The organism is Bartonella sp. JB63 (assembly GCF_002022665.1).
Taxonomy (GTDB): Bacteria; Pseudomonadota; Alphaproteobacteria; order Rhizobiales; family Rhizobiaceae; genus Bartonella.
Genome location: NZ_CP019788.1, coordinates 531,739 through 557,047, shown reverse-complemented (window position 1 = coordinate 557,047; position 25,309 = coordinate 531,739). Strand labels below are relative to the sequence as shown.

The window sequence follows — 25,309 nt, the reverse complement described above, 5'->3', positions numbered from 1 at the left end:
TCTCTTTGCCTTTGAAGAGAAGTTTTCAACAGCATTTGTTGCAAATTAAACACATTTTGTAAAGAAAAACATTATTTTTACACTCTTGATATTGTCATTTTGATAAAATAACAATATTCATATCAAACTTTAACGGTTTAAATTTTCTTTCTCTTAGGTAGAGGATTTTAAATAAAGGCTTTTTGATAAACTATTCATAATCAAAGGGACTTAAAAATTATAAGTCTTTCATATTAGAGGTCTTTAACTTTTAGAGATAAGAGGATGTCAATATATAATCAATATTCTTTTTGAAGAGAGGTTAAATGACAAACGATGTATCTAAGATCTGTTTTATTATCACTACGCTATTTTTTACAATGCTTGTTATGTTAAATCCAGCTTATGCTGATACTGCTGTTAGTGGTCTGGGGACGCTTGATACTGTTTTGCAAGCTATTGTTGGTATGATAACAGGTAATACAGCGAAGCTCATTGCAACTATATGTGTTGCTATTGTGGGTATTGGCTGGATGTATGGTGTTATTGATTTACGCAAAGCAGCATACTGTGTTCTTGGTATTGGCATTGTTTTTGGTGCTTCTGCCTTTGTTACTTTATTAAAAGGAACGACATCATAAATGAATGAAGATACCCTTTTTCTTGCCTGCACAAGACCAGCTATGTTTGCTGGAGTTACGGTGGAAGCTATGGCATTGAATGTCATGACAATATCTACACTTTTTATCATTACAAGCAGTTTCTCAATGATTGGTTTTGGCGTTGGTTTGCACTTTATCTTACGTGAAATCATAAAACGCGATCATAACCAATTTCGTGTTTTATTTGCTTGGCTCAATACTCGAGGTAAACAAAAGAACCTGACAAGATGGGGTGGAGGGTCTACATCTCCTTTACGCCTTATCCGAACTTATAAGGAATTAAATTAAGTGAGACAGATGTCAGTGATGAAGATGGAATCTTTGCCGGAGGAATATATTCCCTATGTTCGTCATGTCAATCAACATGTAATTGCGTTGAATTCCCGCTGCTTAATGATGGTGATTGCCATTGAAGGCATCAACTTTGATACTGCAGATATTAGCCAATTAAATTCGTTACACATCCAATTAAACACGCTGTTGAAAAATATTGCAGATGAACGTGTTGCTTTATATTCTCATATTATCCGCCGACGGGAAACGATTTATCCAGAGAGCCAATTTTCTTCGTCTTTTGCAACAACCTTAGATAAACACTACAAACAGAAGATGGTTTTGAAAGATCTTTATCGGAATGATCTGTATCTTTCGGTACTCTGGAATCCTTCAGCAGATAAAACTGAACAGCTAGCTACTTTTTTTCATCGCTTAACACGAGCCAAGAAGACACAAACGGAACCAGATTCTGAATCTATTCGGAAACTTGAAGAGTTAGGCCAAGATCTTATACAAGGTCTTGAGAGCTATGAAGCACGACTTTTGTCAACCTACGAGCATGATGGCATTTTATTTTCTGAGCAAAGCGAATTTCTTCATCAGTTGGTTGGAGGAAGGCGTGAACGCATCCCTCTTACATTTGGCACTATAGCCTCAACGATTTATTCAGATCGTGTTCTTTTTGGAAAAGAAATTATTGAAATTCGTCATGAAAGCAATGAACGCTTTGTAGGTATGTTTGGATGGAAGGAATATCCCTCTAAAACACGTCCAGGTATGACAGATGGTTTGTTGACAGCACCCTTTGAATTGATCTTAACGCAATCCTTTGTTTTTAAAAGTAAAGCAGTTGCAAGTGCTATTATGAGCCGTAAACAAAATCAAATGATCAATGTGGCTGATCGAGCCAGCTCGCAAATTAGTGCACTTGATGATGCACTTGATGATTTAGAGTCTAATCGTTTTGTTTTGGGAGAACATCATCTCTCTTTAGCAGTTTTTTCTGATCGTCCACAAGAATTGGCAGAATACCTCTCCAAAGCCCGTTCGTACCTGACGAATGGTGGAGCAGTTATAGCCAGAGAAGATCTAGGATTAGAGGCAGCATGGTGGGCACAACTTCCTGGAAACTTTAGCTATCGAGCACGCTCTGGAGCCATTAGCAGCAGAAATTTTGCAGCCTTATCGCCCTTTCATTCCTTCCCGATTGGCAAATTGAAAGGTAATATTTGGGGCTCTGCAGTTGCCTTACTGCAAACACAAGCGAGTTCGCCTTACTATTTTAATTTTCATTATGGTGATGTTGGAAATACCTTTGTTTGTGGTCCATCAGGTTCTGGAAAAACAGTCATTGTTAATTTTCTTCTTGCACAATCGCAAAAATATAACCCAACAATAGTCTTTTTCGATAAAGATCAGGGAGCAGAAATCTTTGTCCGCGCTGGAGGTGGAAAATATAAGCCTTTGAAAAACGGCAAACCTACTAATATTGCGCCATTAAAAGGTATGGAATACACCGAAAAGAATAAACTCTTCCTTCAGCACTGGGTCTTAAAACTGGTCACCTCCGAAGGCCAAACAGTAACAGAACAAGAAAGGCAAGATATTGCTAGAGCAATTAATTCCTTAGAAAGCCTTCCCCTAGCACAACGCTCTCTCGGTGCACTTCAACTGTTTTTTGATAATACATCCACAGAAGGTATTGCCATGCGTTTAAAACGTTGGACTAAAGGTAATCCTTTAGGGTGGGTCTTTGATAATGACCAAGATGATCTCAATTTAGATGCCCAATTCATAGGTTATGATATGACGGATTTCCTAGATAATGAAGAAATTCGTCGGCCTCTGATGATGTATCTGTTTAACCGCATTCTCGATCTTATTGATGGTCGACGTATCATTATTGTTATCGATGAATTCTGGAAAGCGCTTGAGGATGATTCATTTAAAGCTTTTACTCAAGATCGTCTGAAAACAATTCGTAAACAAAATGGCATGATGCTCTTTGCAACACAAAGCCCTAGAGATGCTTTGAATTCAACCATTGCCCACACAATTATTGAACAATGCCCCACGCAAATATTTTTTCCAAATCAAAAAGCTAATTATAACGACTATGTTGAAAATTTTAAACTGACTGAACGTGAATTTGAGCTAATCCAATCAGAATTAAGTAGAGAATCTCGGCGTTTTCTCATTAAACAAGGACAGAACTCCATTGTTGCAGAACTGAACTTACGTGGAATGGACAATGAAATTGCTGTCTTAAGCGGGACAACCAGAAATATTGAACTCATGAATCAAATTATAGATGAGTATGGAACAAACCCCGATATATGGTTGCCTATATTTCATCAAAGGAGACAAGTTCAATGAAAAAATTTATAATTATGCTTTTATCTTCAAGTTTCATCTCTCATGGAGTATCGGGAGCTACAGAAGATAGTGAGCGATATTATAAAAGTGTCATAGAAGATACAACATCAGAAGAGACAAAATTAAAAATAGCTGAATCTATTTATGCTTCAGCTACTAAAAATGAAAAAGAGATTCAGGAAATCAGTCAGAAAATTTTATCAGAAACTGATGAAAAAAAAAGAAAAGATCTTGAATCCAAGCTGGCTATTCTTCAAGCTAAGCTTCAAGTAGACATTCTAAAACTTCAGGCTCTTTCTATTATTAAATCAGAAAATTCTCAATCAAAAGAAAAAAAACGTGAAGAGGAACAAGAAAAAAAACATGAAATTGTTCACAACACACTAAAAGAAGAGTTGGAGAAAGCTAAAAATAATATCAAAATCAGATAAAAATAATGCCAAAGCCAGATTTTAAATTTACTCCATTCGAAAGTGTTTCTTCATATATTTTAGTGCCGCTCAATGGTGTGGTGGATTCAACAGTTAGTAGCTTGTCTTCTGCTATTGCAACACCATTAAACCTGGCAGCTATCATTTTTATCTTTTTATATGGCTACAATGTTATGACTGGCCGCGCTGCCCTTTCAATGCATAGCCTTATTAATAATGTCGTCAAAATCGTTATCGTGACAACAATGGCAACAAATGCAGATACATTTAATATTTACGTTAAAGACATATTCTTTGGTAATTTAGCAAATGCTATCGGAAATGCGTTCAATAGTAATCCCGTTGATTCCAATGTCTTCGATTATATTTTGTTAGTGGCCAATACTCGTTATCAAGAATTTGTAGCTAGAGCGTATTTTTTTGAAAAGATTGTAGTTGGACTGATTGGTGCTTTAATGTTTTTGGCAATTATTATTTTTTGTACAATTGGTTTTATTATCCAAATGTTTGCCAGAGTCACATTGGTCATGGTCATAAGTCTCGGACCTGTTTTCATTAGTTTATATTTGTTCAATGTAACCAGAAGATACGCCGATGCATGGATTACAACATTAGTTAACTTTACAGTTTTACAAGTTCTTGTGATGTTTCTGGGAACAATGATGTGCAAAATTACTTTGTATGTTTTCGACAGCCAATATGATTCAATCTATTTCTTACTTCCCCCTGTCCTGGTAGTCTCAATAGTAGGAAGTTTTCTCTTTCAAGGACTTCCCACCATTGCTTCTGCACTCTCTAGTGGAGGACCATATTATCATGCCGGAGTATCTGCAGGAGTACAAATGTTGTCGATGGCTTCTAACGCCTTCAGAAGTGGCTTTAACCTCGGTGGAGGCATAGCAAGAAATACGGCTTCAGGAGTTTCTCGAAGCGCTAGTGCTGCGCATGCTGCACATGCTGCACAAATGATGCGTGGAGGGGGTGCGCGTGGCCGATTTTAATGTCAAATTTTTCAACAAAATCATGGTTAATGCCTTTAAACAAAAGGCGTTAGCCATATGTAAAGTGCATGAAAAATCTGCTCTGCTTTCTCAAAAGGCCAATTTTCATGCTTTGCTCCATAATTTTGTAAAATCGTGCACTGCAAAACAACAATTTATCTTTCAAGATGTTTGTGAGCTCAAACAATGAAACTAAAAATAACTATCATTTTGACTTTTATGATAGCTCTTACCGGCTGTGCCTTAAAGAGTGGTCCCCCAAAACTCCCACGTTGTAACGGCCAAAATGTCCGTGTGCTCAATCAAGGTAAGTGGAATAAGTGGAGCTGGAGTGACGAAAACGTCCTCCAACACAATAATACAGCTGTTAAGCCAGTTCCAACTCCCATTATCCTCAACACACTAGAAAATGAAGTACCAAAAGCTCATGTCGGATTAAATACGCCTCCTTTGGATTCAATAAACCACCAAGCATCATCTTATAAAAATGCGGAGATCACCCATGAAAAGTGATGAGTTTAATGAATATATAAAAGAAGCGCGGTCATTTGATATCGATCGTATGAATAATATGCGGCTGCAAATAAAAATTTTCATGGCTTTGACCGTACTTTTTGGATTGATGGCCATCGCTTTAGCTTTAGCTGTGGTAGCATTAACACCCTTAAAAACCATAGAACCTTTCGTCATTCGAGTGGATAATTCTACTGGTATCGTCGATGTTGTTAGTGCTCTAAAAGATGAACCGCAAAACTATGATGAAGCAATAACACGCTATTTTGTTAGCAAATATATTCGAGCACGCGAAAGTTTCCAATTATCAGAAACAGCCAATAATTTTCGTATCATTTCTCTTTTATCTTCACTAGAAGAACAAAATCGTTTTGCTAAATGGTATTCGGGAAATAATCCAGAAAGTCCGCAAAATATCTATCAAAATATGACTGTAACAATCACAATAAAATCCATCTCTTTTTTAAGTAAAGATCTCATTCAAGTGCGGTATTATAAAACAATTAGAGATTCCAATGAAAAAGAAGATATTTCGCATTGGGTTTCGGTGATGAATTTTTCCTACATTAATACACGCATTTCAGTAGAAGATCGTTTAATTAATCCGCTCGGCTTCCAAGTATCAGCCTATAGATCTGATCCAGAGGTGGTCCAATGATCAGAGTAAAAATATTCTTTTTAACTCTCATTGTTGCAATAAGTTGTTATACCCCTTTATCATGGGCAGAAATTTCTCCTGTTAGTGGCCATAAAGATAATCGCATTAGATTTATCAATTATGATCCCTACAATGTCACAAAAATCATTGGATCTATTCGCTCTTCAGTGCAGATTGAATTCGCTGACGATGAAAATATTTCCTATATTGGAATTGGCAATTCCGTCGCTTGGCAAGTTGCACCAGCTGGTCACTTTGTCTTCCTCAAACCCCGGGAAGTTCAGCCTACCACCAATCTACAAATCGTCACAACCCGCCAAGATGGAACAAAACGATCTTATCAATTTGAACTTCAGGTACGTGAAGGTGATGTCTCCATTGGCAATGATACATATTTCTTTGTAAAATTTCGTTATCCAGAAGATGAATCCTTGCGTAAAAAATTAGCTGAAGAAGCTAAAGTCAAACAAAATGAAGAAGAATCTGTCGATGATATCTTAAATATGCACGAACATTTTGGCCCACGTAATTGGGCTTATGTTGCTCAAGGCTCCCCTATCATTGAACCAACCTCGGTCTATGATAACGGCAAAACAACAACGTTTACTTTTTTAGGAAATAACGAAATTCCTGCCATTTATATTGTCTCACTTGATGGACAAGAATCTATTGTTCCAAAATCCATTAAAGGAAACCAGGTCATTGTTCATGCCATAGCCATGCAATTCACTTTGCGGCGTGGAAATGAAGTCCTGTGTATCTTTAATAAAGGATTCATACCAAGAGGAATTAACCCCGAAACCGGTACAACATCACCTTCTGTCCAACGTGAAGTAAACGTAGGGAAATAACCATGAACGATGAAGTGGACGAACTAAGCTTCAGTGATCGCGATACAATAAACGATCGTGATACAATAAACGATCGTGATACAATAAACGATCGTGATACAATAAACGACAATAAAAGGAAAAAAGAAAGATTTAATTTAGGAAAAGCTATAGCTCTTCTTATTCTCTTCTCTGTCTGTATTTATTTAATTTATGCAATCCTTTCAACTTCAAAAGATACGAAAAGACAACCAATAGAATTACCTAAAGAAACAAGCAGTAAGCAAACAGAAATTTTCCAGTCAGTCAAACCCACGCTAGCTCCTCTCGAGTTGGCTGATAAAAATAAAACCCTATTGCCTAAAGTTGAATTGCCAACGCCAACAATCAATCAACCCAATAATAGTGCTAATAATAAGTTATTGGAAGCAGCACAACGAGCTCCCGTTTTGGCCTATTCTAATCCAAATCAGCAACAAACCAATACAGCAAATAATAATGATGCTTCTTCTCACCAACACAATACCCCCGATAAAACAGCACAACAGTTCAATCAACTTCTCGAACCAACAAAACTAAAAGGTATTCGCGCTTCAACCCTCGGTAATCGCAATTATATCATTGCAATGGGAGCTTCTATCCCATGTATCTTGGAAACAGCAATTAGTAGTGATCAACAAGGATTTGTCAGCTGTATCGTTTCCAGAGATATCTTGTCAGACAATGGTCGTGTCGTCTTGCTCGATAAAGGAACACAAATCGTTGGTGAATATCGTACCGGTTTGAAAAAAGGTCAAACGCGTCTCTTCATATTGTGGAATAGAGCCAAAACACCAAGCGGTATCATTATAACATTGGGCTCACCAGCAACAGATGCTTTAGGTCGATCCGGTATTGATGGTGATATTGATAATCATTGGTTTGAACGCCTTGGTTCCGCACTTCTTGTATCAGTCGTCAGAGATGCAACAAATTACGCAAGAAATTGGATAAGTTCACCAAAAAAACAAAAGGAAGAAAAAGAACAAATACATGAAGAAGAAAATATCTTCTCTTCGGGAACAAGAATAGATAGTATCTCTGCAGGAGTAGATATAGCAAGAATGCTCGCAGAAGATTACATCAATATCCCTCCAAGCTTAACTAAAAATCAGGGCGAAATGATCAATGTCTTTGTTGCGCGCGACCTAGATTTCTCAACTGTCTACAAATTAAAAATTGTCGAAAATAACAAACAGATTATTCATCGTGCCTTCTCAGGAGACTTTAATAAAAACTCTATGGTGAAACCAAAATGAAGCAAAACCCCCAAAATATAAATAAGGAAGAATTATGCTAAATACACAAGAAATTGTTAATTCGGCTATTAATAGCCATACTATTAAAAATATTCCTTTGCATCCTAATACAATCTTGGCTTTACAAGGGTACGTAAAAGGAAATTATTCATTACATGAATTTAATACTATTATGGATACTACTGTAAAAGCTCTTCTTAGTGAAGTAAGAAATTTAGATGGAAGCAGTGTACCTCTTGATATTATAAATGCACATCATACAATACAAGCAATTATTAATTCATACCAAAAACTTTCAAACACTTCAAATATAGAAGCCAATAATTATTGTGCTCTAATAGTAGATGAATTACAAGAACGTCGTACAATTGTTGCTTCAGCCATTAATACCCATATTCTTAATAATGTTTCTTTGCATCCTAATACACTGACAGTTTTGGAAGAATATGCGAAGGGGAGCTATCCAAGAAATGAATTGGGTATTATCATGGATAGTACTGAAAAATTGATCCTAAATAGTTTAAAAAATGTAAAGATAAATGCTGCAACTATTAATACCATAAATGCACATCATAGAATGAAAAAAATCGTGGATTTATACCAAGAGCCTTTGCCAGAAAAGTTTGATTCTTCTTATTTAAAATACCTTCATGAATGTTTATTTAGTGAAAGGTTTGAACCGATTGGACATGACAATTATCTACTGACGTCTAAAGACGATATAACTGTAGACATGCTAGAGCTGAAAAAATTGAACCCAAATAATATGTTTAAAGAAGATAGGAAAGTTCAAGAAAGCTTAAAAAAATTTGATCAAATACTTAGAGAAAAAAACAATTTAAAAGGCTTATCGCGTCAACAATTTATCGGTGAGACAGTAGGGCTTTTTTCTTTTTTCAACCTTATACATCCATTTAAAGAAGACAATGAAATTACACAACGACTGTTTTTTGAAAAGCTTGCGAAAGCTGCAGGTCATACACTTGATTTTTCAGTTGTGACAAAACAACGCATGTTACGTGCCAATAATGATGCGATTTGGTACGCAAAAAGACTAGAGGAAAAGGGTAATGTAAGTGGTGAAGTTATAGAACATCTTTTTGAGGATATTTCCAATTCAGAAAAAATAGATATTTTGAAGGATGCTATATATAATGAAGCTACTGTTAAGTGCAAAGATCTAAATAATACAAATATTATAATACCACGTGATAATATAGTCTATACGGGTACTTATAAAGGAAGTACTGGAAATGCTATTATGATCGATACAAAGGATTCTTGTGTTGTATGCCCTAAAGATCGTCTTACACCAAAACAACTAAAAGAATTAAAGATCGGTGGTGAGTTCACTTTTACAGTTTCTAAGGAAGAGAATTTAGATACAGTTCTTATACCAGAAGAAAAATTACTTTCCTTAACGGATGATGAAATTATTGAAAATCTTAAAAAAAACATCACCCTTCAAGAAAAAGTAAAAGAGATCGAGAAATTGTCAAAAATTCTTTACAAAGATCCACAAATACTGGCAGAATATATAATGATGATTAATAAAAATCCAGAAAATTATAAATCTCTATCCGATCAGATTGTTAATGATCCAAAAAGTATTTCTGAAAGAGCAAATAAGAAATTTCAATCTAAAACAGATCAAAAAGATATTTATAAACTTGGTAATGCAATTGATGATTATATTGCAAGTGTAAAATATCGTAAAAATTTAATAATTGAACGGCATAATACAGAACAAAAACGCCTTGGAACAGTAGTAAAAATGCCTAGCAAAGAAATTCAGGATATTCTTAATTTGCCAAAAGATATGCAGAAAAAAGCTTTAGAGTCCTCTCCCTCACTTCACATAGAATTTAATAAATTTATAAATAATGTTGTTTATCGTCTATCATCAATAGAGTATAAAGAGCTCTGTAAAGCTAATTATAAAGCACTCTCTGAAAGCGTTGGCATATCAGAAAAAAAAGCAAGATTAATTACAAAAGTTGTTATGAGTTGTAAAGAATTGTGCAGACCGTTGAAACCAGTCAGATCTAAACAGCCTCAAAAAATAAATATAAATTAAGGAGAATTTTTAATTATGTACTTTTAAAGTAACAACATTATAACACAATAAAAACATATTTTTGTCTCATAAAAACAAACAAAAGAGAAAAATTATGCTGACAAAATCAACTAGTTATTGGACATCTCTAATGCTAAAAGAATTATAAAAAAGTTCCGGATTTGTTGATATAGTTGTTAGTACTTATTGGGAGTAAAGATAAACAATGCTAACATCTTCTGATATGTCTTTAGTTCGTAATTATGCCTATCCTAACACTACAACATTAAAGAATAAATATGGCATAATGGATTTTAAAAAACTTCAAGAGAAATGCACACGTGATGCAAAAAAAGTAATCGCTAATTTGCGTCAAGAGTCCCTACCAGAAAAGTTTGATTCTTCCTATTTAAAATATCTTCATAAATCCTTATTTCAAGAAGCATTTGAATGGGCTGGATATACCCGGGATCTTCCATTTACATTTAAAGATGGCACAACTGCTCAAATGTTAATGATGAAAATGCCAAATTCAAATATTTTTTTTGCAGCTAGTAACAAAATTCGAGAAAGCTTAAAAGAATTTGACCAAATGCTTGCTGCAAAAAATAATTTACAAGGTTTATCGCGCAAAGAATTTATTGATGAAGCAGTGAAGCTTTTTTCTTTTCTCGACTATATACATCCATTCAGAGGTGGTAATGGGCCTACACAACGACTGTTTTTTGAAAAGCTTGCGAAAGCTGCAGGTCATACACTTGATTTTTCAGTTGTGACAAAAAAGCGCATGAGATGTGCTTGTGCTAATGCAATAATTCTAAAAGGTGATAAAGCTCATGAAGCAATGAAACATTTGTTTGAAGATATTTCTAATCCAGAAAAAGCAGGTGTTTTAAGGGAATTATTCAATTGCATGCCTAAGTTTGAACTCGAACGTTTGGATGATGAATGTGTTGTAATACCGCGTGAAGGTATATCTTATACAGGTATTTACAGAGGAGCTAGTGTGGATTCTATTATAGTTGAAACGGCAGATTCTTGCGTCATATGCCATAAAGATTATCTTACACCAGAACAAATCAAGGCATTAAAACCCGGTAATGAGCTTAGCTTTACAGGTCCAATAAATAAAGATTTGGATCAAGTTCTTATCCCAGCAGAAAAATTAGCTCCTTTAAAGGAAGAAGAAATAATTAAAAAGATTAAAAATACTGCTTGTGTTCAGGAAAATAGAAGAAAAATAGAATCTTTATCAAAGCTTGTTTATGGCGTTTCAGAAATATTAGATAAAAATCTACATCTTATACATAAGAACCCTCAAATAGGTGAACAGCTTGCCGAACAGATTGAAAAATCTCCTCGATCTATTGCTAAGCTTACAGGTTTCAAAATAGGGCCTATAAAGAATCCAAGACGCGTGGTAGCTGAAAGAAATATTTCAGAACTCAGTAAAGCAATTAAGGAAAATGTCGATATTGTAGAATATGCTAAAAAGACAATTCTTAAAGAGCATCAAAAAAAACAAAAACGTGTTGAACAAGCAATAAAAAAGCCTAGCAAAGAAGTGCAAAAGATTTTTGAATTACAATCAAATAATTGGAAAGAAGCTTTAAAGGCAGAAAATCCTGAAGTGCTTCATAAAGATGTCTGTAGTTTTTTGTGTAAAATCAATTCTCGTCTTTCTGTAAGTGAGAGAAAAAGCATCGATTCTGCTGATTATGAAAAACTGGCTAAAAGTATTGGAATATCAGATAGTAAAGCAAAGATAATTATACAAGCTGTTAATCAAGGCAAAGAATTATGCAAAAAACTTGAAACAATTAAAGCTAATCGCCCGAAAGTGATGACTACAGAAGTTTTTTTGACAGTATTATAATTATAACTATGAAAAAAGAAAAGGTGCTCGTGATTGTTTATAACATCAAAAAAGTGACAACGTCATAACACAATAAAAACATATTTTTGTCTCATAAAAACAAACAAAAGAGAAAAATTATGCTGACAAAATCAACTAGTTATTGGACATCTCTAATGCTAAAAGAATTATAAAAAAGTTCCGGATTTGTTGATATAGTTGTTAGTACTTATTGGGAGTAAAGATAAACAATGCTAACATCTTCCGATATGTCTTTAGTTCGTAATTATGCCTATCCTAACACTACAACATTAAAGAATAAATATGGCATAATGGATTTTAAAAAACTTCAAGAGAAATGCACACGTGATGCAAAAAAAGTAATCGCTAATTTGCGTCAAGAGTCCCTACCAGAAAAGTTTGATTCTTCCTATTTAAAATATCTTCATAAATCCTTATTTCAAGAAGCATTTGAATGGGCTGGATATACCCGGGATCTTCCATTTACATTTAAAGATGGCACAACTGCTCAAATGTTAATGATGAAAATGCCAAATTCAAATATTTTTTTTGCAGCTAGTAACAAAATTCGAGAAAGCTTAAAAGAATTTGACCAAATGCTTGCTGCAAAAAATAATTTACAAGGTTTATCGCGCAAAGAATTTATTGATGAAGCAGTGAAGCTTTTTTCTTTTCTCGACTATATACATCCATTCAGAGGTGGTAATGAACCTGCACAACAAATGTTTTTTGAAAAGCTTGCGAAAGCTGCAGGTCATACACTTGATTTTTCAGTTGTGACACAAGAACGCATGAGATGTGCTTGTGCTAATGCAATAATTCTAAAAGGTGATAAAGCTCATGAAGCAATGAAACATTTGTTTGAAGATATTTCTAATCCAGAAAAAGCAGGTGTTTTAAGGGAATTATTTAATCATATACCTAAGCTTGAACGCGAACGTTTGGATGATGAATGTGTTATAATGCCGCGTGAAGGTATATCTTATACAGGTATTTACAGAGGAGCTAGTGTGGATTCTATTATAGTTGAAACGGCAGATTCTTGCGTCATATGCCATAAAGATTATCTTACACCAGAACAAATCAAGGCATTAAAACCCGGTAATGAGCTTAGCTTTACAGGTCCAATAAATAAAGATTTGGATCAAGTTCTTATCCCAGCAGAAAAATTAGCTTCTTTAAAGGAAGAAGAAATAATTAAAAAGATTAAAAATACTGCTTGTATTAACGAAAGCCGAAAAAGAATCGACCATTTGTTAAAGGTTGTTTATGGAGATATAACAGTATTAGATAAACATATGCACCTTATTAATAAAGATCCTGCAGTGGGTCAACGGCTTGCCGAACAAATTAGAAATTCTCCTCAATCTATTTCTAAATTCGCAGGATTTAAAATATGGTTTATAAAAAGTCCAAAACGCAAAGCAGCTGAAAGAAATATTTCAAGTCTCAGTCGAGAAGTTAAACAACATGTGGAAATTGTGAAATCTGTTAAAGATAAAATTTTTATAAAATATAAAAGAGAACAAAAACGTGTTGAACAAATAGTAAAAATGCCTAGCAAAGAAGTGCAAGATATTCTTAATTTGCCAAAGGATATGCAGAAAAAAGCTTTAGAGTCCTCTCCCTCACTTCATAAAGATCTTTTTGATTTTCTGTGCAAAGTCAAATCCCGTCTTTCAACAAGTGAGCTAGAATATGTCCGTGATACTCATCATAAAGTGCTGGCTGAAAGTATTGGCATATCACAAAGCAAAGCAAAGATAATTACACAAATTTTCAATAAAGGAGTAAAATTATACAAACAGTTTGACGCCATTAAAGCTGATTGCCCGAAGATAGCAGCTATAACCATATAAAAATTCAAGGATTCTCGCTTTCATTCTCATATAGACAGGTGAGTTTTGTAATAATTTATTTCCATAAAGAAAAATCAATCTTGACGGCTATACAGTATTATAAAAAATAATATCATCAAAGTAAGAACATATTTTTATTTCATGAAATCAATCAAAGTGAAAGGAAGAAATATGTATTCATTTTATTATTATCCTGACATTAAAGTATTAAAAAATAAACATGGAATAATGGATGAAAAAGCATTAAACAAACAATGTGCTCATGATGTAGCAAAAGCGACTGTTAGTTTGCGTCAAGAACCGTTGCCAGAAAAATTTGATTCTGACTATTTAAAATATATTCATAAATGCTTATTTGAGAGCACGTTTGAATGGGCTGGACATACCCGCAATATGCCATTTAAGTTTAAAGATGGCACGCGTGCCAAATTGTTAATAATGAAAATACCAAACTCAAATAATTTTTTTGTCGCTGGTAGCGCTATTAGAAAAAGCTTGCAGGAATTTGATAAGATGCTTTTTGAAAAAAAAAACTTACAAGGTTTATCGCGCGAAGAATTTATTGATGAGGCAGTAAAGCTTTTTTCCTCTCTCAACTACATACATCCATTTAGAGTTGGTAATGGGCGTGCACAACGACTGTTTTTTGAAAAGCTTGCAGAAGCTGCAGGTCATACGCTTAATTTTTCAGTTGTGACAAAACAGCGTATGATACATGCTTGTAATGATACGATACCTGTAAAAGGTAATGTAAATTATGAAGAGATGAAACATCTCTTTGAAGATATCTCCAATCCAGAGAAAATATGTCTTTTAAAAGAATTTGTTTGCCACCTACCGAAAATTGAGCGCAAAGACTTAAATAATAAAGTTGTTATAATTTCACGTAAAGGTATAACTTATGAAGGCCTTTATAAAAAAAGCGGTTTAGATGCTGTTATGATCGAAACAAAAGATTTTTGCGTCATATGCCATAAAGATTATCTTACACCAGAACAACTGAAAGCATTAAAACCAGGTAGTGAACTTACCGTTACAATTCCAATAAGTGATTCAGACAAAATGCTCATCCCAGCAGAAAGATTAGCTCCCTTGACAGAAGACTACATAATCAAGAAAATTGAAAATAATTCAAGTGTTCAAACTTGCCAAAAAAAAATCAAGGAGCTATCAAAACTTGTTTACGGCGATTCGGAAATATTAAATCGAAATATGGAGCTTGTTCATACAGATTTCGAAATGAGTAGAGATCTTTCTAAAAGGATTATAAATTCTCCTAAATCTTTTTCTAAGTTATTAGGTTTCAAAATATTAGGCATAAAAAGTTCAGTACGTAAAAATGCTGAACGCAATGTTAGTGCACTTAGTACTGAAGTTGATAAGTATATAGATATGGTATTAGAGATTAAACACGAAATTGTTGCAAAACATGAAGCGAAAGGAAAACGTCTTGCGCAAACAGTAAAGATGCCTAGCAAAGAAATGCAAAATATGCTTAACTTATCTAGAAGAATGCAAATAAAAGCGTTAGAAGATTGTCCTACACTTTACACAGAACTCAATAATTTTATGCGTAAAGTCACTATCCGTCTTTCAACAAAAGAAAATCACGAGCTTTATAAAGCTAATTATAAAGCTCTTTCTGAAAGTATTGGCATATCAGAAAATAAAGCAAAGATAATGATAGAAACTGTTAATAAAACTAAAAAATTATTACAAATACTACAACCTAACCGCTCAGAAATGATAACTAATACTCTCTAAAATGCATGAGCTTTGTATTTCATATAAACATTTATGGATAACAGTTATTTGTAATAACTACACCTTTTAAAAAAAGATGCAGTTTAAATTATAAGTTCAATTAATGAAACATTTTTATGGCATGGTAAAATAAAGAGTAGAACATAATGAAATATAAAAAAACACAGTTGGTTCTTGTTTTAATGCCTATAATTTTAGGCGCTTTAACGATATTCCTTATGCCTTACGTATTATTATTTATGATAAATGGATTACAGGACCATGAGAAATATTGGTATATTCGTTCGGAACCATTATTGGTGCTAGTTTTCGTTGTGGCTATACCATTGATTTATACTACATTGCAAAAATTGCATCTACGAAAAGGAATTGCAATTGTTACAGCAATCTTTTTTATTGGTACTTCTCTTTACTATATTAGCTGTGAAGTTAAACGCTTAAGCCCTTATATCGGCCAACAGGGAATAACGTGGAGTTATGCTCTAAAGTTTATCGATGATATGGTTTTCTTTGGCGTAATCAGCGGTGCTTTTCTTTTAGCAATTCAATTCTTTATAACGACTCCCCATAAAAATAAAAAAGGAGTAAAACGTGCTCGAAAAGCAATATTTGGTGATGCATCATGGATGAATTTAAATGAAGCAAAAAAAATTTTTCCTGCAGATGGCCAAATTGTTATTGGCGAAAGATACCGTGTTGATCAAGATAATGTGTGTAATATTCCTTTTGCGCCAGGCGATAAATCAACATGGGGGAAAGGTGGAACAGCGCCTTTGTTAACATTTAATCTTGATTTCGGTTCAACCCACATGATTTTTTTTGCTGGTTCTGGTGGATATAAAACAACAAGTACGGTGATTCCAGCATGTTTAAAATATCCAGGATCCATTGTCTGTCTTGATCCTTCAACAGAAGTTGCTCCAATGGTTCAATTTACGCGTAAAAAAATGAATAATAGAAATGTTATTATTCTCGATCCAGCTTCAATATCAACAAAAACTTTCAATGTTCTCGATTGGCTTTTAGATGATAGCGTACCTCGCACACAACGTGAAGCCAATATTGTAGGTTTTTCTAAATTGCTACTTACTGATAAAAAAACAGAGAATTCTTCAGCAGAATATTTTTCAACACAAGCGCATAATCTTTTAACTGCTCTTCTTGCACATGTTATATTCTCTGATGAATACGAAGACAGTGAGCGTAATTTAAAAACGTTGCGCAGAATCCTTTCTCAATCAGAAACAGCTGTTGTTAATCAATTGCGCAATATTCAAGACACATCACCTTCTCCTTTTATTCGTGAAATGGTTGGTATTTTCACAGAAATGGCAGATCAAACTTTTTCAGGTGTTTATACAACTGCTTCAAAAGATACTCAGTGGCTTTCTTTATCCAATTATGCAGATCTTGTTTGTGGTGATGATTTCTTATCCTCCGATATAGCAGATGGAAATACAGATATTTTTCTTAATCTTCCCGCAAGTATTTTGAACAGTTATCCAGGAATTGGACGTGTAATTATTGGCGCCTTTTTAAACGCAATGGTTACAGCTGATGGAAACTACAAAAAACGTGTTTTATTTGTTCTGGATGAGGTTGATTTGCTTGGTTATATGAATATTTTGGAAGAAGCGCGTGACCGTGGACGTAAATATGGCACATCCTTAATGTTATTTTATCAGTCCTCTGGTCAGTTGGTCAATCACTTCGGAAAATCAGGAGCACAATCATGGTTTGAAAGTTGTTCGTTTGTCAGTTATGCAGCTATTAAAGATCTACAAACAGCTAAAGATATTTCAGAACGTTGCGGTCAAATGACTGTCGAAGTAACAGGAGCAAGTAAATCTAGAGGACAATTTTTAAAAGGCTCTAAAAATATCAATTATCAACAGAGAGCACTTATTTTACCTCATGAAATTATTCAAGAGATGCGTCAAGATGAACAAATCATTCTTATGCAAGGGCAGCCACCTTTACGATGTGGACGAGCAATCTATTTCAGAAGAAAAGAACTGTTAGATGCTACTGAAAAGAATCGTTTTGCTCCAAAAGGAAAGTAGAACTTTATAAATTTTAGCTTTAAAAAACAATAAAAGTAAAAAACAAGAACGTGTGCTTATTTTTTATGAGAGCAAGTAAAGAGAAAGCAGAAACTCATGAAAAAATTTCAACCGATCATTTTACATCTCTAACAAACGCTAAAATAAATATGGAATAATGGATTTTGAACAATTTAAAAGGAGATGTGCGCATGATTATGCAAAAGCAATTGTCAATTTACGTCAAGAAGCACTGCCAAAGAAATTTGATTTCTCTTATCTAAAAGACCTTCACAAACGCTTATCTGAAAATACGTTTGAGTGGGTTGGTCATGCCCGCGATCTCCCATTTAAGTTTAAAGATGGTAATAACTAGCCAATATTGTTAATAATGCAAATACTAAACTCACAGGAATTTGATCAAGCGCTTGCTGCAAAGAATAATTTGCAAGGTTTATCGCGCGAAAAATTTATCCGTGAGGGAGTAAAGCTTTTTTCCTCTCTCAACCATATACATCCATTCAGAGAGTATAATAGACTTACACAGCGAATGTTTTTTGAAAAGCTTGCAAAATCTGCAGATCATGAGATTGATTTTTCGATTATAACAGAAAAATGCATGACATTTGTCAGTAGTAAGGCAGAAGAAAGAATTTCTCAAGCCTATGCAAATTATGTTTGAGGATATTTCTAATCCAAAAAAATTGATATTTTAAAGGAATTTATCAACTACAAAGTAAGAGTAGATGTCACCTCTTGTAATATAAATGATCAAATTATTGTAGCACCAAATGAAAATGATACCTACACAGTATACCTATGAAGCTGATAGCCCAAATTCCATTATATGATTAAAACAACGGATTTTTGTGTTATATGCTACAAAGATTACTTCACACCAGAACAACTTAGATCATTAAAATTTGGTGATAAAATCACCTTTACAGATCCAATAGCCAAAAATTTAGACCAGATTCTCATTCCAGCGGAAAAATTAGATCTTTTAACGAAAAAGGAAATAATCCAAAGGATTATAAGATCTACCTCGGTTCAGGAAAATTGGAAAAAAGTCGATTATTTATCAAAGCTTGTTTATGGCGATTCAAAAATGCTAAATCAAAATCTGCATCTTATACATAAGAATCCTGAAATAGGTAAACAGCTTGCTGAACAGATTGAAAATTCTCCTCAATCTATTTCTAACCTTGCAGGTTTCACATTAGGGATCTTCAATAGTTTAAACGTAGAAAAGCTAAAAAATATTTCAGAACTCAGTCAAGTAATTGAAGAATACACCAACAACTTCAAGAGATCCGAATTAATCTATTAAAAACAATCTCTATGGCCAATTAAAATATAAATTCTTAGTGTATTTAATATTTATCGGTAAGAATTGTTTTTACGATATTATGTTCAACAGTTCCTGCTTACTCATTTTTAATTTTCTATCATCATTATTTTTAATCGATTTATTTGGAATTCTCGAAATTCGAGACATATTTCTTTGGCTTTATTAAAGATTTTTGTAATTATTCTCGCTCTATTTTCTGATATACTAATGCTTTCAGCTAATGTTTTATAATCGGCCTCATTAAGGGCTTTATGCTCTCTTGTTGAAAGACGCAAAACAACTTTGCTCATAAAGCTATTGAATTCTTCTCGAAGTGAAGGAGAGAACTCTAAAGATTCGTTCCATCTATCCTTTGGTGAATTAAGAATATTTAGTACTGCTTCGCTAGGCATTTTTATTGCTTTTCCAAGACGTCTTTGTTCTACTTGATGCTCTTTAAGAATTTTATTTTTAATAGATTCTAAAGTATCTACGTATTTTTCAATTACTTGACGAAGTTTAAAAAAATTCTTTTCAGCTATTTTGCGTTTTGGACTCTTTATTACCCCTATTTTGAAACCTGCAAGGTTAGAAATAGATTGAGGAGAATTTTCAATCTGTTCAGCAAGCTGTTTACCTATTTCAGGATTCTTATGTATAAGATGCAGATTTTGATCTAATATTTTTGAGTTGCCATAAACAAGCTTTGATAAATGCTCGACTTCTTCTCGGCTTTTTTGAACATAGATATTATTTACAACTCTTTCGATTATTTTTTCTTCTGTCAAAGGAGCTAATTTTTCTGCTGGAATGAGAATCTGGTCTAAATTTTTGGTTATTGGAGCTGTAAAGGTGATTTTATCACCAAATTTTAATGCTCTAAGTTGTTCTGGTGTGAAGTAATCTTTGTAGCATATAACACAAAAATCCGTTGTTTTAATCATAATGGAATTTGGGCTATCAGCTTCATAGGTACCCGTGTAGGTATCACCTTCATTTGGTGCTACAATAATTTGATTATTTATATTACAAGAGGCGGCATTTACTCTTACTCTGTAGTTGATAAATTCCTTTAAAATACTTACTTTTTCTGGATTAGAAATATCTTCAAACAGATGCTTCACAGCAGTTGTATTATCTACATCACCTTTTAGCATTATTGCATCACTATAGATACATTTCATGCGTTCTTTTGTCACAACTGAAAAATCAAGCTTATGACCTGCAGCCTCTGCAAGCTTTTCAAAAAATATTTGTTGTGTAAGCTCATTTCCTTCTCTAAATGGATGTATATTAATAAGAAAAGTAAATATTTCCCCTGCATTATTAACAAACTCTTTGCACGATAAGCCTTTTAAATTGTTCTTTTCAGAAAGTATTCTATCTATTTTTTCTAAACATTCTTTGATTTTATCACCAACTGCTAGAGAAAATATCGAGGATGAACTTCCGATTTTGCTCATGACGGCAACTGTACCATCTTCAAATTTAAATGGGAGATCGCGGGTATGACCGGCCCACTCAAACGTATTTCCAAATAAGCGTTTGTGAAGATATTTTAAATAAGAGGAATCAAATTTCTTTGGCAGCGCTTCTTGACGTAAATTAATAATTGCTTCTACTACATCATGCTCACACTTTTGAACAAAGCGTATAAAGCTTTTTACTCCATATTTGTTTTTCAGTGTATTGCTGCCAGAATAGGTATAATTATCAGGTAATGCTTCATTTTTTGTTTTACTGAAGTATAAAACATTTAGATCTTGCAATGTAAGAGATGAAGAATCTTTATGTAGAGTTTTTTTCATAAATTTTTTCTTTTTTTTAATCGTATTTTTAATTTCCTATAACCGTTATTTTTAATTGATTAATTTTGAACTCTCGAAATTCAAGGCACAGTTCTTTGATTTTATGAAATAACTTCTGTAAGTACTCTTTCTTTTTGTGTACGAACACACTTATTCAAACTTAAATGGGAGATCGCGGGCATGACCAGCCTACTCAAAGGTATTTTCAGATAAGCATGAAGGTCTTTAGATTAAGAGAAATCAAATTTCTTTGGCAGTGCTTCTTGACGTAAATTGACGATTGCTTTTGCATGTATCATGAGCACATCTCCTTTTAAGTTGTTCAAAATCCATTATTCCATATTTATTTTAGCGTTTCGCTATCAGAATAGATTAATTATAAGATAAGGATAGATTATGAAATGCTAACATCATGTGTCCTTATAGCTCTAAAACTTATTTCTTAGGGTGAACTTTTTATAATACTGCATCATCCATAAGAGTATTGAATTCTTCTAATGAATATTCTCCCTTCGCATATCCTTCTAAAATCTCGAGCGTTTTAGAATGAAGGGTGATCCCTTCAATTTCATGTGTACTGATAGCTGCATCAACCGCTTCACGGCGTTTTTGTAATTCTTCTGGTGTTAGAGATGTAAAATGATCGGTTGAAGTTTTTTTCATGAGTCTTTCCTTTTTCTTTATTTGCTCTTATAAAAAACAAGCATACATTCTTATTTTTTATGCTTTTATTGTTTTTTAAAGCTAAAATTTATAAACCATTTATATTTCTCCATGAGCAAAATGTTGCCATAATAATTGCCATCTATGAATGTTAGATAAATTAGAAAGTCTCACATTTTCAGTTAACTATATTTATTATTTGTGTGTCACTAAATTTTATTTGTTTCAATGAGTTTTGTAATATTTTGTTTTTCGTAAAGATTTCTTTAATTTGCTTTGCTCTACTTTCTGATATGCCAACGCTTTCAGCTAATTCTTTATAGTTAGCATTATAAAGCAATACATATTCTTTTAATGTAAGACGGGAACGAACCTTTTTTATAAAATTATTGAGTTCTTCGTGCAGCGAAGAAGAGGACTTCAAAGCTTCTCTCTGCATATCTTTTGGTAAGTTAAAAATATTTTGTATTTCTTTGCTAGGCATTTCCACTATTGTTGCAAGACGCTTTTGTTCCATTAGATGCTCTCCAAGAATTACACTTTTCACACGTTTTACAGTATTCACATATTCATCAACTTTTTGAATGAGTGTATAAACATTTTGTTTAGCGCTTTTGTATTTCAAATTTCCTATACCTAATATTTTCTTACCTGCTAATCTAGATATAGATTCAGGGGAATTAGTAATCTGCTGAATAAGCTCTCGACCAAATTGTGTATTTTGATTAATGGTCTCTATCTTTGCGTCAAATTTTTTTAACTTCCGATAAACACGCTTTGCATAAAAATTGACTTCTTCTCGTTTTAATTGGACATCGTAATGACCTTTAATCCTTTCAACAATTTGCTCTTCAGTTAAAAAAGCTAACCTTTCTTTTGGAATGAGAAGATTTTCTAAATTTTTTATATTTTCTTTTATTGGGTCTTTAAAGGAAAACTCATCACCGACTTTTAATGCCTTAAGTTGTTCTGGTGAAAGATAATCTTTCTTGAATACCATATAAAGCGGTTTTTCAATGTAATTACGATCTATTTTAAGTAGAATAGAATCTGGGCTATCACTTTCATAGATACCTGTATAGATTTCGTCTTTATTTGGCGCTAAAATAATTCTTTTCTGTGCATTTTTACGTTCGATCTCATTCATAGAGTTCATGAATTCCTTTAAAACACATACGTTTTCTGGATTAGAAATATCTTCAAGCATATGTCTTACAGCGCTTATATCACCTATATTACCACTATCAGTTATAGAAATCATAGTGGAAATCACCATACGTTTTGCTGTGACAACTGAAAAATCAAGTTGATGGCCTGCAGCTTCAGCGAGTTTTTCAAAAAACATTCGTTGTGTGCGCCCATTACCATCTCTGAATGGATGTATGTAATTAAGAAAAGTAAATACACCGGTTGCTTTATGAACAAAATCTTGACGTGATAGTCCTTGAAGATTATTACACTCTGCGAGTATTTTGTCCAAGTTTTGTAGTTCTTTAGCGATTCTCTCACCTTTTGCAAAAGAATTTTTTGAGTTCATTTTTCTCATTGTTGGCATAATAGCAGATGTGCCATCTGCGAATGTAAATGCAACATCGCGAGTATTCCCAGCCCATTCAAATGTATTCCCAAACAAACATTTATGAATATATTTTAGATAGGAAGAATCAAAATGTTCTGGTAGAGTCTCGTGGTGTAAATTAAGGATTGCCCTCACTGTGTGATGTCCACTTACCATAGAAAGAATTTTTTCGTCTGTTATTCCGTGTTTATTTTTCAGTACGAAACTTCTAGGATAAGTGTAGTGATAGGGTGATGGGGATTGAAAGTTAAATGATATTATGTTTTCTTCTACTTGAGACTCTTCTGTACTTGTAATCTGCATGTCATCCAAAATAATTTTCTCAGTAGTATCCATAATAACATTAAATTCATCTAATGAATAATCCCCTTCCGCATATCTTTCTAAAACTAGAAGTGTATCAGGATGCAAAGTGATATTTTCAATAGTGTGAGTGTAAATCGCCGAATCAACGATTCGGCGACGTTTTTTTAGTTCTTTTGCTGTCAAAGATAATAATTTTGTTGGCATAACTATATATTCCTCAACAATAACTTTTATTATGATATTGTCATCAACGATTTCAGCCCATTCATATGAGAATGAAAACTTGTATTTTAAACAGCTATAGTCATCTTTGCTGGTTGACTTATTCTCATTTTTTGCAATTGTTGGTATAATTTTTTCATTTCAAGAAGAGTTATTAAAAGAACTTTCGCTTTACTTTCTGATATACCAATATCTTTAGCGATTTTTTCATAATTACTTCTTTTGATTGTTTCAAGTTGGTCTTTTGAAAAACGATTATTAATTTGAAGCAAAAAACTACAAATCTCTTTTTGAAGTTCAAAACAATCCCTTGTTCCTAAATATTGTCCCCTCATATTTGGTGACATAATAAGAAGATTTTGTATTACTGTGCTAGGCATTTTTATTGAATTTTTAAGGCGGTTTTGTTCTAAATTATGATCGTGTATAATTTTATCTCGAGAAGATATTATAGCAGCCGTATATGCTAGAATTTCTTGACTGAGTGGTAAAAGATTTCTTTCAGCACATATGCGGGCCGGAGATTTTATTTTACTCATTATTTTGAAACCTGAAAGTTTAGAGATAGATTTAGGATCCTTTAAAATCGTGTTAGAGATCCTTTCACCATCTTTTGCATCTTGAATAATATAATTTTCAATTTGATCTAATACTTTTGGATCACCATAAACAATTTTTGCTAAATCTTCGACTTTTTTTTGGCAATCTTGAACTCTGGTATTATTTTTAATCTTTTGGATTATTTCTTCTTGCTTCAAAGGAGCTAAATTTTCTGCTGGAACGAGAATTTTATCTAAGTCTTTATTTCCTAGAACTGAAAAAGTAACTGACTCACCGACTTTTAATGCCTTAAGTTCCTCTGGTGCCAAATAATCTTTACAGTATACAACATATGAATCTTTCGTCACAATTATAATAGAATCTGGACTACTCTCTTTATATCTACCTGTATAGATTATATCATTTTGTGGCATTATAACAACGTGATTATCCAGATAACTACGTTCATATTCAGGCAAAGAGTCTAAAAAATCTTTTAAAAGACGCAATTTTTTTGGATTAGAAATATCTTCAAACAGATGTTTCATCTCTTTATAGTTTACCACACTATTTTCTTTAGGTATCGCATTACTACAGGCATTTATCATACGCTGTTTTGTCACAACTGAAAAGTCAAGTGTATGACCTGCAGCTTCTGCAAGCCTTTCAAAAAACAGTCGTTGTGTACGTCCATTACCGTCTCTGAATGGATGTATATAGTTGAGAAAGGAAAAAAGCTTCACTGCCTCATCAATAAATTCTTCGCGCGATAAACCTTGTAATTCCTTCTTCTGACTAAGGATATTATCAAATTTCTGTAATTGTTTTTTGATTTTGTTACTATCTTGAAAAAAAGCAGTTGATTCTGGTATTAGCATCTTTGATATATTTGCAATTGTGCCATCTTCAAATGTAAATGGAAGATCGCGAGTATGCCCCGCCCATTCAAACGAGCTCTCAAATAAGCATTTATGAATATGTTTTAAATAGTTAGAATTAATTTTTGGTGGCAACGGTTCTTGACGCAAAAGAACAGCTGCCTTATCTGAATCAGATCTACATTGTTTGTCAAGATATTGAGAATTTTGTATTCCGTATTTATTTTTTAGTATTTCACTTTCAGGATAAGTATAATCACAATATGAAACTGAACTGGATGAACTATCACTTTTAAAAAGATTTATTTTTTTCATATCAAACCTTTACCTATACTTAAAAATATTATTGTATAATAAATACA

The 25,309-nt window shown here is 33.3% G+C and carries 21 protein-coding genes; 17 read left to right on the top strand and 4 right to left on the bottom strand.

Annotation, left to right across the window (positions count from 1 at the left end; translation table 11 throughout):
- Window positions 1-305 precede the first annotated feature (305 nt).
- The 17 genes from BJB63x_RS02415 to BJB63x_RS02330 all read left to right on the top strand — a co-directional run bounded on the left by BJB63x_RS02415 (window position 306) and on the right by BJB63x_RS02330 (window position 18,951).
- Complete coding sequence (locus BJB63x_RS02415; protein WP_078718837.1) at window positions 306-620, top strand: TrbC/VirB2 family protein; 315 nt, start codon at window positions 306-308, stop codon at window positions 618-620.
- Window positions 621-929 (top strand): type IV secretion system protein VirB3, encoded by a 309-nt coding sequence (locus BJB63x_RS02410; RefSeq protein ID WP_078718838.1) that lies wholly within the window; start codon window positions 621-623, stop codon window positions 927-929.
- Window positions 930-938: 9 nt separating this feature from the next.
- Window positions 939-3,293: a VirB4 family type IV secretion/conjugal transfer ATPase gene (locus BJB63x_RS02405; RefSeq protein WP_078718839.1), complete on the top strand. Its 2,355-nt coding sequence runs from the start codon at window positions 939-941 to the stop codon at window positions 3,291-3,293.
- A complete protein-coding gene (locus tag BJB63x_RS02400) occupies window positions 3,290-3,724 on the top strand; it encodes a type IV secretion system protein (protein WP_194284788.1) in 435 nt (144 codons plus the stop codon). Before BJB63x_RS02405 ends, BJB63x_RS02400 begins: the two co-directional genes overlap by 4 nt.
- A gap of 5 nt (window positions 3,725-3,729) precedes the next feature.
- Complete coding sequence (locus BJB63x_RS02395) at window positions 3,730-4,725, top strand: type IV secretion system protein (protein WP_078718841.1); 996 nt, start codon at window positions 3,730-3,732, stop codon at window positions 4,723-4,725.
- Between the two features lie 186 nt (window positions 4,726-4,911).
- Entirely contained in the window at window positions 4,912-5,238 is a 327-nt protein-coding gene (locus BJB63x_RS02385; RefSeq protein WP_078718843.1) for a conjugal transfer protein TraJ, read from the top strand.
- Window positions 5,228-5,896, top strand: a complete 669-nt coding sequence (locus BJB63x_RS02380) for a virB8 family protein (RefSeq protein ID WP_078718844.1) — start codon at window positions 5,228-5,230, stop codon at window positions 5,894-5,896. The genes BJB63x_RS02385 and BJB63x_RS02380 overlap by 11 nt, the downstream gene beginning before the upstream one ends.
- The gene (gene virB9, locus BJB63x_RS02375; protein WP_078718845.1) at window positions 5,893-6,747 is read left to right on the top strand and encodes a P-type conjugative transfer protein VirB9; all 855 of its coding nucleotides are present in this window, start codon (window positions 5,893-5,895) and stop codon (window positions 6,745-6,747) included. The genes BJB63x_RS02380 and virB9 overlap by 4 nt, the downstream gene beginning before the upstream one ends.
- Before the next feature lie 2 nt (window positions 6,748-6,749).
- Window positions 6,750-8,024 carry a type IV secretion system protein VirB10 gene (gene virB10 / locus BJB63x_RS02370; RefSeq protein ID WP_078719629.1) on the top strand — a complete coding sequence of 425 codons (1,275 nt, stop codon included), beginning with the start codon at window positions 6,750-6,752 and terminating at the stop codon, window positions 8,022-8,024.
- A 34-nt stretch (window positions 8,025-8,058) separates the two neighbouring features.
- Window positions 8,059-10,101, top strand: coding sequence for a BID domain-containing T4SS effector (locus BJB63x_RS02365; protein WP_078718859.1), 2,043 nt, complete (start codon window positions 8,059-8,061; stop codon window positions 10,099-10,101).
- A 205-nt stretch (window positions 10,102-10,306) separates the two neighbouring features.
- Window positions 10,307-11,956, top strand: a complete 1,650-nt coding sequence (locus tag BJB63x_RS02360; RefSeq protein ID WP_078718858.1) for a BID domain-containing T4SS effector — start codon at window positions 10,307-10,309, stop codon at window positions 11,954-11,956.
- 230 nt (window positions 11,957-12,186) lie between these two features.
- Window positions 12,187-13,815 (top strand): BID domain-containing T4SS effector, encoded by a 1,629-nt coding sequence (locus tag BJB63x_RS02355; RefSeq protein ID WP_078718857.1) that lies wholly within the window; start codon window positions 12,187-12,189, stop codon window positions 13,813-13,815.
- Window positions 13,816-13,986: 171 nt separating this feature from the next.
- Complete coding sequence (locus tag BJB63x_RS02350; RefSeq protein ID WP_078718856.1) at window positions 13,987-15,579, top strand: BID domain-containing T4SS effector; 1,593 nt, start codon at window positions 13,987-13,989, stop codon at window positions 15,577-15,579.
- A 146-nt stretch (window positions 15,580-15,725) separates the two neighbouring features.
- Window positions 15,726-17,642 (top strand): Ti-type conjugative transfer system protein TraG, encoded by a 1,917-nt coding sequence (gene traG / locus BJB63x_RS02345; RefSeq protein ID WP_078718855.1) that lies wholly within the window; start codon window positions 15,726-15,728, stop codon window positions 17,640-17,642.
- Between the two features lie 157 nt (window positions 17,643-17,799).
- Window positions 17,800-17,997, top strand: coding sequence for a hypothetical protein (locus BJB63x_RS02340; protein WP_078718854.1), 198 nt, complete (start codon window positions 17,800-17,802; stop codon window positions 17,995-17,997).
- A gap of 15 nt (window positions 17,998-18,012) precedes the next feature.
- On the top strand, window positions 18,013-18,303 hold the full coding sequence (locus BJB63x_RS02335) for a hypothetical protein (protein ID WP_078718853.1): 291 nt from the start codon (window positions 18,013-18,015) through the stop codon (window positions 18,301-18,303).
- Between the two features lie 165 nt (window positions 18,304-18,468).
- Window positions 18,469-18,951 carry a BID domain-containing T4SS effector gene (locus tag BJB63x_RS02330; protein WP_078718852.1) on the top strand — a complete coding sequence of 161 codons (483 nt, stop codon included), beginning with the start codon at window positions 18,469-18,471 and terminating at the stop codon, window positions 18,949-18,951.
- Window positions 18,952-19,058: 107 nt separating this feature from the next.
- On the opposite strand, the gene BJB63x_RS02325 is transcribed toward BJB63x_RS02330, so the two are convergent.
- The 4 genes from BJB63x_RS02325 to BJB63x_RS02310 all read right to left on the bottom strand — a co-directional run bounded on the left by BJB63x_RS02325 (window position 19,059) and on the right by BJB63x_RS02310 (window position 25,262).
- Window positions 19,059-20,759 (bottom strand): BID domain-containing T4SS effector, encoded by a 1,701-nt coding sequence (locus BJB63x_RS02325; protein WP_078718851.1) that lies wholly within the window; start codon window positions 20,757-20,759, stop codon window positions 19,059-19,061.
- A gap of 456 nt (window positions 20,760-21,215) precedes the next feature.
- Window positions 21,216-21,422 (bottom strand): antitoxin VbhA family protein, encoded by a 207-nt coding sequence (locus BJB63x_RS02320; protein WP_078718850.1) that lies wholly within the window; start codon window positions 21,420-21,422, stop codon window positions 21,216-21,218.
- Window positions 21,423-21,600: 178 nt separating this feature from the next.
- Window positions 21,601-23,511 carry a BID domain-containing T4SS effector gene (locus tag BJB63x_RS02315; protein WP_078718849.1) on the bottom strand — a complete coding sequence of 637 codons (1,911 nt, stop codon included), beginning with the start codon at window positions 23,509-23,511 and terminating at the stop codon, window positions 21,601-21,603.
- An 86-nt stretch (window positions 23,512-23,597) separates the two neighbouring features.
- Window positions 23,598-25,262 (bottom strand): BID domain-containing T4SS effector, encoded by a 1,665-nt coding sequence (locus BJB63x_RS02310; RefSeq protein WP_078719630.1) that lies wholly within the window; start codon window positions 25,260-25,262, stop codon window positions 23,598-23,600.
- Window positions 25,263-25,309 lie beyond the last annotated feature (47 nt).